An 8517-nucleotide genomic window follows, 5' to 3' on the forward strand; every position below is an offset into this window, starting at 1 on the left:
ACCCGCCCCTACAATTGTCCCTAAACCCGCCCCTACAATTGTCCCTAAACCCGCCCCTACAATTGTCCCTAAACCCGCCCCTACAATTGTCCCTAAACCCGCCCCTACATCTAAACATTTCTCTTCCAGAATTTTCGCACCCCTACACCCCTACACCCCTACACCCCTACACCCCTACACCCCTACACCCCCGCACCCCTGCACCCCTGCACTCCTGCACCGGAATCCCTTCTCCAAACAAGCGCTATAAAGAAATGTGAATTAGGATCTATCTAGTCAAGCTAGAATCAGGCAGCGACTTCACCCAACCTGAGTGGAGATCTGCTGCTGCCAAGGAGATACGCTATGGAAAAAGAAAAAGTACCAACTACTATTATCACGCTGACCGCTGGTGTCGTTATCACCCTGGTCAGTTTGTGGGTTGGTCAAAACCACGGCTTGATGCCAGAACAGGCATCAGAACAAGCGCCGTTAGTCGATGACTTTTTTAACGTGATGATGACGATCGGCACCGCCCTGTTTTTGGTCGTCGAAGGGGCGATTGTGATTGCCATGATTCGATTTCGGCGACGTGAGGGGGATGACACGGATGCTGAACCCATCATCGGTAATTTGCCCTTAGAAGCCTTTTGGACAGCCATTCCTGCCATTATCGTGATTGGACTAGGGATCTACAGCGTCGAAGTTTATCGAGACATGGGTGGTTTTGAACCGAACTTGGTTAAAGCCGATACCCCCGCGCAAATGGCGAGTATGCCCGGAAGTGCGATCGCGGCGCCCTTAGTGGCTGATGCGGAGGGGATGGAGTCCGATGAAGCCGCACCCAAGGGGGCTAAATACGGCTTTGGTGCAGCACCTAAACGGCAAGGACAAGCGGCTGACTTGGTGGTGAATGTCACGGGTTTACAGTTTGCTTGGATCTTTAACTATGCCGATAGTGGCGTTGTTGCTGGCGAATTACATGTTCCCGTTGGCAAAGACGTGCAACTGAATATCTCCGCCCAAGATGTGATTCACTCCTTCTGGGTGCCTCAGTTCCGCCTCAAACAAGACGCCATTCCCGGTCAAGAAACGGAACTGCGGTTTGTTGCCACAAAACCTGGAACCTATCCTATAGTTTGCGCTGAACTCTGTGGGGGTTACCACGGTGCGATGCGGACACAGCTTATTGTTCATACCCAAGAGGAGTATGAGGCTTGGTTCAAGGAAAATCAAGTTGCCCAGCAGCAAAACCCGAATCAAACCGTTGCAGTGAACCCGGCTGATTTATCCGAGTCCGAGTTCCTGGAACCCTACACGACGAAGCTGGGCGTTGATGAAAAAACGTTAACCCAGTTACACTCAATGCATGAATCCTAAACAGAAGCCGATCACACTCCAGTTGTCCATCTGGACAGGCTGCTTTAGTTGTCACAAGAAATTCTGATGACCCAAACCGAAACTGCACCTCAATCTCCAGCCACTTCCCACAGTTCCCATCCCACGGCATGGAAGTGGTATGACTATTTCACGTTTAATGTTGACCATAAGGTCATTGGCATTCAATACCTAGTTACCTCGTTCGTGTTTTATTTGATCGGGGGATTAATGGCAGTCGCCATGCGAGCCGAACTGTATACCCCTGATGCCGATTTACTTGATCCCAATCTTTATAATGCTTTTCTGACCAATCACGGCACGATCATGATCTTTTTCTGGGTCGTTCCGGCGGCAATTGGGGGGTTTGGCAACTACCTGATCCCGTTGATGATTGGTGCCAGAGATATGGCATTCCCGAAACTGAATGCGATCGCCTTTTGGCTGGTTCCTCCAGCGGGGGCGCTGCTGTTAGGCAGTTTCTTTTTCGGCGGCGCTCAATCGGGGTGGACATCCTACCCACCTTTGAGCCTGATTACTGCCAATACCGCTCAATCGATGTGGATTCTCAGCATTATCTTAGTGGGAACCTCCTCAATTTTGGGGTCGGTGAACTTTATCATCACCATCTTCAAAATGCGCGTTCCCAGTATGCGCTGGGATCAGATGCCGTTGTTCTGTTGGGCGATTTTAGCCACATCGATATTAGCCCTGTTTTCCACGCCCGTGTTAGCGGCGGGATTAACCCTGCTGTTATTTGATATCAACTTCGGCACCAGCTTCTTCCGCCCCGATGCTGGGGGGAATGTGGTGGTGTATCAGCACCTGTTCTGGTTCTATTCCCACCCGGCGGTGTATCTGATGATTCTGCCGATTTTCGGGATTATGTCAGAAGTGGTTCCAGTTCACGCCCGGAAACCGATTTTTGGCTATAAGGCGATCGCCTATTCATCCCTAGCCATCTGTATCGTCGGTCTATTCGTTTGGGTACACCACATGTTTACCAGTGGCACTCCCCCTTGGATGCGGATGTTCTTTACCATCTCCACGCTGATTGTGGCTGTGCCGACGGGGGTGAAAATCTTTAGCTGGGTGGCGACACTCTGGCAGGGAAAAATCCGCTACACCTCGCCAATGCTGTTTGCGATCGGTTTATTAGGTATGTTTGTCTTGGGTGGACTCAGTGGCGTCACTCTGGGAACCGCACCCTTTGATATTCACGTTCACGATACCTATTACATCGTGGCGCACTTCCACTATGTTCTCTTTGGCGGTTCCGTGTTTGGTCTTTATGCCGGAATGTATCACTGGTTCCCCAAAATTACGGGTCGGATGTACAACGAAACCTGGGGGCGAGTTCACTTTGTTCTCACCTTTATTGGGGCGAATCTTACCTTTTTACCGATGCATGAATTGGGTTTACAAGGAATGCCCCGACGGGTTGCCATGTATGACCCCCAATTCACGGCAATTAATCAGCTTTGTACCTTCGGTGCAATTCTATTAGGGTTCTCGGTGGTTCCCTTCGCGGTTAATTTGATCTGGAGTTGGATTGCAGGTCCGAAGGTGGGTGATAATCCCTGGGATGCCTTGAGCCTAGAATGGACAACCAGTTCGCCACCTGAAATCGAAAATTGGGAAGTCCTACCCGTATTAACCCATGGTCCTTATGCTTATGGCATGAATGGTCGCAATGGTAAAGGTCTCAATCCCAGTGCGCCGACATCGGGTGAACCTGCTGTAGAAGCGAAGTAAGGTTAATTTATGACTGTAGAGACGTAGCATGCTACGTCTCTACGTGTAGATGGCGATAGTTAGGAAAATAGTATGCAAGGTTCAACAATTGACGAATATCAAGTCTCCTCTACCCCAGAAGCCTCGGCTGAAGGGGCGGTGGCGGAACACGAGGAACATCCCGATTATCGGGTTTTGGGGCTAATCGTCTTTCTCGCCTCTGAATCCCTGATGTTTGGTGGGATGTTTGCCTCGTATTTAATCTACCGAGGGGTATCCGCAACGTGGCCCCCCGAAGGCACAGAAGTGGAACTCTTAGTTCCAGCAATTAACACAATTATTCTGGTGTCAAGTAGTTTTGTTATCCATAACGGAGATGTGGCGATTAAAAAGAATAACGTCTCCGGGATGCGGTTATGGTATATCATTACCGCGATTATGGGCGTCATTTTCTTAGGCGGTCAGGTGTATGAGTATCTCACATTGGGGTATGGTCTGACCACGAATGTGTTTGCTAACTGCTTTTATCTAATGACCGGATTCCACGGCTTGCACGTCACCGTTGGGGTTTTACTCATTCTCGGTGTCTTGTGGCGTTCCCGTCGTCCCGGACATTACGGTGAAACCAAGCACGTTGGCATTGAAATGGCAGAAATTTATTGGCATTTTGTCGATATCATCTGGATTATTCTGTTTACCCTGCTGTACATTTTGACGCTGTTTTAAGTTAGGACTTACGCAAAGCCTTGATTTGTCGTGGCGTGACTCGACTAAAATGGTGCAATAGATTGGGTACGTAGTGAGGGCTTGAGCCAACTCCAGCTAGGCGTTAGAGAACTAAAGTTCTCACTACAAACAAAGTCCTATTTTAGCTGTGTCAGTCCAGTAGTGGCGTGGCACACCTTATTTGGTGGATTAGAATTGTAGGGGCGCATGGCGTGCGCCCAGAAAATCGCCAAAATCTATCCCACCATTTTAGCTGTGTCACGCCAGTAGGGTGTGTTAGCGTAGCGTAACGCACCTTGACCAACTTATGGTGGTGCTGCGTCAGTCCTGTAAGTGATGGTAGAGGCGTAGCAGGTTACGTCTCTACTAATATCCATTTAAATTGTGTATTCTCTATTGCCCGTTGCCTTATCCCTTGAACAAACGTTCTTGAATCACAGCTATGACCTTACCAGAGCTACAGCGAGCTATTTACCAATTATCTGTTGAAGAACAATTCGTTCTGCTGGAAACCTTAGTTCAAGCGTTGAAAGTTAGACACCCATCAAAATCGGAACGTCGTACCCTTGTTAATCAGCTACGAGGTTGTCTGAAAAAACCGGGTCAGCCAGTCCTAACCGATACAGATATTGAGTTGATGCGAGAAGACCGCTTAGTGGAGAAGTACCTCAAGTGAGAGTTCTGCTGGATACAAACATTATTCTCGATTTCTTTCTGGAACGGGAGCCATTTTTTCAGTTGGCTAGTGAAGTTTTTGAGGCAATTGCTGCCGAATGCATAGAAGGTTTAATTAGTGCATCCAGTGCAACGGATATTTTTTACATCTGTAAACGGCAGACACAAAATCTTGAACAAACCAGGCAAATCTTGACTCAAACGTTAACGCTTTTGAGTGTCTGCCCTGTGGATTATACAGTTTTGAATACGGCTCTCAATTCCGGCTTAGTAGACTTTGAGGATGCTGTTCAAATAGCCTGTGCTGTTGCCCAGCAGGTAGATGCGATTGTCACCCGCAATCCCCAGGATTTTCAAACAACGGCAGTATCCATATTCACCGTGAGCCAGTTATTAGAGCATTTTAGAGAGAAGTAAAAAGAGGGTTACCGCACTACGAGGATAGGTTAAGACGTTCCACGGTCACGTCTCTATCCTTGTCGGGTGGGCAAATTATGATAATTGAACGACTTTATTTATCCGAAATTATATCCATTTTCCACCCTACCTCTCATGAGAATTAATAGGAGTTAAAGGTTAAAATGATTATTGTGGCGGATGCTTCAGTGCTACACCCTCATCCCCTAACCCCTTCTCCCATCGAGGGAGAAGGGGAACCGGACTCTCTTGCGCCCTCAATACTGCTCGAATAAACTCTAAATTTAATGTCTTCTCCCCCTGCTTCCAGACACGCCATAGCACGTCTGTACATTCCCCCCAATACTGCTCGGATAAGCTTTAAATTTAATGTCTTTTCCCCCTGCTTCCAGACGCGCCATGGCTCCCCTCTCCCCGCTGTGGGAGAGGGGCTGGGGGTGAGGGGTAAGCTGTTCAGAACTTAACCTTTAATGTCAAGAAATGCCCGATCCTGGTAGTGTGAGCATCTTGCTTGCTACTCCTCCCCAAATTAAATGCAATACATGTTAACCGTTCCGGAAATAGAAGAATGTAGATCGAAGTAGAACCGGGGTTTCCAGGTCAATTTTACCTATTTATAATCGGGGTAAAGCCACAGAATCGGTGACAATCATGAACCTACCCAAATATGACATCCATGAGGACGAATTCCTCAAAGCCATCGCCACTCGCCTCGGCTTATCTGGCAAAACCTGGGATGTATTTCTCGCACGCTTCCAGGATAAAAATAGTAATGCAACGAATAAAGATATCGCCTTTTATCTAGAGGCTGAATTACTAGAAGGAACCAGTGATGGGTCAAATCCAGCAATCATTCTCCGCGACCATTTAATCGCCATTTGTGACAAGTTTGAAGCCCAAGGCTGTGATTACCAGGGAAGCACCAAGGGGAAGTGGAAAATAGCCAAGCGCTATTTGCGCGAGGAGTTGTATCCAGAATGGGTCAAACAGCGCCGTATCATTCCCCTCACCTGTGAGCAACTTTGGCGGGAACTTTGGGGACAAGCCAAGCCAACCAATAAAATGCAGCCGATTTTGCTCAATGATAAATTGCAGCCTGTCTCATTAAATCCGAAACTGCCGTTAGGGTTAGAGATGGGAGAGGCGGAAATTGACGCAACCGCCCCCATATCGATTCCGTTAAAAAGTAAAATCCGCTTAGACATTAATCTGGAACAGGCGGGCTATTTACTCCTATTGGAAAAAGGCACATCGGGGAAACTCTGGTGTTTATGTCCCTCTGGATTTGCACCAGAATGGCGACATTCAGGAGGAAGAATAACGTTACCCTTAGCCAGTTCTCGTCATCGGTATTTTAAGTTAACGGGTTCAACAGGTTGGGAGGAAATTGTAGCAGTCATTACCCGGAATTTACCCGAGTTAGACTGGCTACTGGAACCGGGTGAACCATTATTACAATTGCAGGAAGGGCATTTAACGGGGTTATTGGACTATTTAAAGGATGACCGCGACTCTCAACTGTGGCGGATGGCGTATCAGGTGACGGTGTAATTGAGGTTGAAGGGGTTGAGGAATTGTATCGGTGAGGCTAAAAGCGTCGTTGGCGAGGCTCAGAGCGTCATTGGCGAGTCTCCGAGTCTCGCGGGTGAGATTTTGAGGCTAATCGTGTTGGGTAAAGGTGTGAATTAGCATTGTAGGGGCGCATGGCGTGCGCCCATCAAACCGTCAAATCTATGCCGCAATTTTAGCTGTGCCACGCCGCCATCGTGGATTAGGCGGGAATAAAACTATGGCACATAACCGGAAATGGAACAATCCGCCGTAACCCACCAAAGCCTTTAAGGGATACGTTACCCTTCACTAACACATCGGAAAACAGGGCGCAAGCCTTGCGCCCCTACACAATTATTAACCATGGACAAACAACGAATTCAAGGCTATTTGAATCTAATTCAAACACTGCTAAATTGTCCCAATGGCAAGAAAGTCTCGATAGTCTCGGTAGGGTGGGTTAGGCGGGAACAACACGATGGCAAATAACCCTAAACGGAACAATCCGCCGTAACCCACCAAAGCCCTTAAGGATACGTTGCCCTTCACTAACACACTCGACAACTACGGAAATTTAAATTGGGAAACTAGAAGAATCAATCACATCATTAAAAGGAGTAGATAATGAGAGTTTTGAATAGATTGCGAACATTAGTAATAAGATTCGTGAGACTCAAGCAGATATTACGCTGTAGACAACTAAATCAGCAAGTTTTCCAACTCTATAATCAAGGTCAGTATACTCAAGCAGTGAGTCTAGCTGAAGCTCGATTGGCATTAGCCCAACAACTTTGGGAAAATGACCATCCTGATGTCGCATTAAGTCTGAATAATTTAGCTTATCTCTACAATGCTCAGGGAAAATTAGCGGAAGCGGAATCCTTATATCAAAAAGCTTTAGCCATGAGACAGCGCCTGTTTCTTGATGACCATCCTGATGTTGCTTGCAGTCTGAATAATTTAGCCGGACTCTACAAATCTCAGGGAAAACTAGCAGAAGCTGAACCCTTGTTAAAACAAGCCTTGACAATGAATCAGCGTCTGTTTGTTAATGATCATCCCAAAGTAGCTACAAGCCTGAATAATCTAGCTTATATCTGCAATGCTCAGGGGAAATTAGCGGAAGCGGAATCCTTATATCAAAAAGCCCTAGCAATGAGACAGCGCCTGTTTGCTGATGACCATCCTGATGTTGCTTGCAGTCTGAATAATTTAGCCGGACTCTACATATCTCAGGGAAAATTTATAGCAGCAGAACCTTTTTTACAACAAGCCCTGGCAATAAATAAGCGCCTGTTTTTCAGTGATCATCCCAATGTTGCCACGAGTCTGAATAATTTAGCTTCTATTTACAATGTTCAAGGGAAATTCGTAGAAGCAGAATCCTTGTCCCAGCAAGCCTTGGCAATGAGACAGCGATTATTTGCTGATGATCATCCTCATGTGGCACAAAGTTTAGATAAGTTAGCTTATATCTACAATGCTCAGGGAAGAATAGCGGAAGCCGAACCCTTGTTTCAGCAAGCTCTGGCAATGAATCAGCGATTATTTGCTGATGACCATCCTAATGTGGCACAAAGTTTGAATAATTTAGCTTATATTTACCATGCTCAAGGAAAATTAGCGGAAACGGAACCTTTATATCAGCAAGCCCTAGCAATGTGGCAGCGCCTGTTTACTGATGACCATCCTGATGTGGCACAAAGTTTAAATAATTTAGCTTTACTCTACAAATCCCAAGGAAAATTAGCCGAAGCAGAAACCTTGTTAAAGCAAGCCCTGGTAATAACACAGTGCTTGTTTGCTGATGACCATCCAAATGTGGCACAAAGTCTGCATAATTTAGCTTATCTTTACCAATCTCAGGGAAGACTAGCCGAAGCTGAACCCCTGTTACAGCAAGCCTTCACAATGAGACAGCACCTGTTTGCTAATGACCATCCTGATATAGTTACAAGTCTGAATAATTTAGCTTATCTTTATCAATCACAGGGAAGACTAGCCAAAGCAGAATCTTTTTATCAGCAAGCTTTAGCAATGAATCAGCGCCTGTTTGTT

Annotated in this window: 7 protein-coding genes; all 7 read left to right on the forward strand. The window is 46.7% G+C overall.

What is annotated here, in order from left to right; genetic code table 11:
* Window positions 1-345: 345 nt before the first annotated feature.
* On the forward strand, window positions 346-1359 hold the full coding sequence (locus RIE73_RS31150) for a cytochrome c oxidase subunit II (RefSeq protein WP_446404854.1): 1014 nt from the start codon (window positions 346-348) through the stop codon (window positions 1357-1359).
* Between the two features lie 66 nt (window positions 1360-1425).
* A complete protein-coding gene (gene ctaD / locus RIE73_RS31155) occupies window positions 1426-3111 on the forward strand; it encodes a cytochrome c oxidase subunit I (RefSeq protein WP_446404855.1) in 1686 nt (561 codons plus the stop codon).
* A gap of 72 nt (window positions 3112-3183) precedes the next feature.
* The gene (locus tag RIE73_RS31160) at window positions 3184-3816 is read left to right on the forward strand and encodes a cytochrome c oxidase subunit 3 (protein WP_446404856.1); all 633 of its coding nucleotides are present in this window, start codon (window positions 3184-3186) and stop codon (window positions 3814-3816) included.
* Window positions 3817-4258: 442 nt separating this feature from the next.
* Entirely contained in the window at window positions 4259-4492 is a 234-nt protein-coding gene (locus RIE73_RS31165; protein ID WP_044208174.1) for a hypothetical protein, read from the forward strand.
* On the forward strand, window positions 4489-4908 hold the full coding sequence (locus tag RIE73_RS31170; protein ID WP_446404857.1) for a PIN domain-containing protein: 420 nt from the start codon (window positions 4489-4491) through the stop codon (window positions 4906-4908). Before RIE73_RS31165 ends, RIE73_RS31170 begins: the two co-directional genes overlap by 4 nt.
* Before the next feature lie 651 nt (window positions 4909-5559).
* The gene (locus RIE73_RS31175) at window positions 5560-6459 is read left to right on the forward strand and encodes a DUF4384 domain-containing protein (protein ID WP_446404858.1); all 900 of its coding nucleotides are present in this window, start codon (window positions 5560-5562) and stop codon (window positions 6457-6459) included.
* A gap of 666 nt (window positions 6460-7125) precedes the next feature.
* Window positions 7126-8517, forward strand: a 1392-nt coding sequence (locus tag RIE73_RS31180) for a tetratricopeptide repeat protein (protein WP_446404859.1), incomplete at its 3' end; no start/stop codon positions are given.

Source organism: Coleofasciculus sp. C1-SOL-03 (genome assembly GCF_040220555.1).
In the GTDB taxonomy this organism is placed as follows: Bacteria; Cyanobacteriota; Cyanobacteriia; order Cyanobacteriales; family Coleofasciculaceae; genus Coleofasciculus.

Excerpts from the sequence above, each read along its gene's own strand:
- RIE73_RS31150 (WP_446404854.1), top strand. The coding sequence starts at position 346 with ATGGAAAAAGAAAAAGTACCAACTACTATTATCACGCTGACCGCTGGT.
- RIE73_RS31160 (WP_446404856.1), top strand. The coding sequence starts at position 3,184 with ATGCAAGGTTCAACAATTGACGAATATCAAGTCTCCTCTACCCCAGAA.
- ctaD (WP_446404855.1), top strand. The coding sequence starts at position 1,426 with ATGACCCAAACCGAAACTGCACCTCAATCTCCAGCCACTTCCCACAGT.
- RIE73_RS31175 (WP_446404858.1), top strand. The coding sequence starts at position 5,560 with ATGAACCTACCCAAATATGACATCCATGAGGACGAATTCCTCAAAGCC.
- RIE73_RS31165 (WP_044208174.1), top strand. The coding sequence starts at position 4,259 with ATGACCTTACCAGAGCTACAGCGAGCTATTTACCAATTATCTGTTGAA.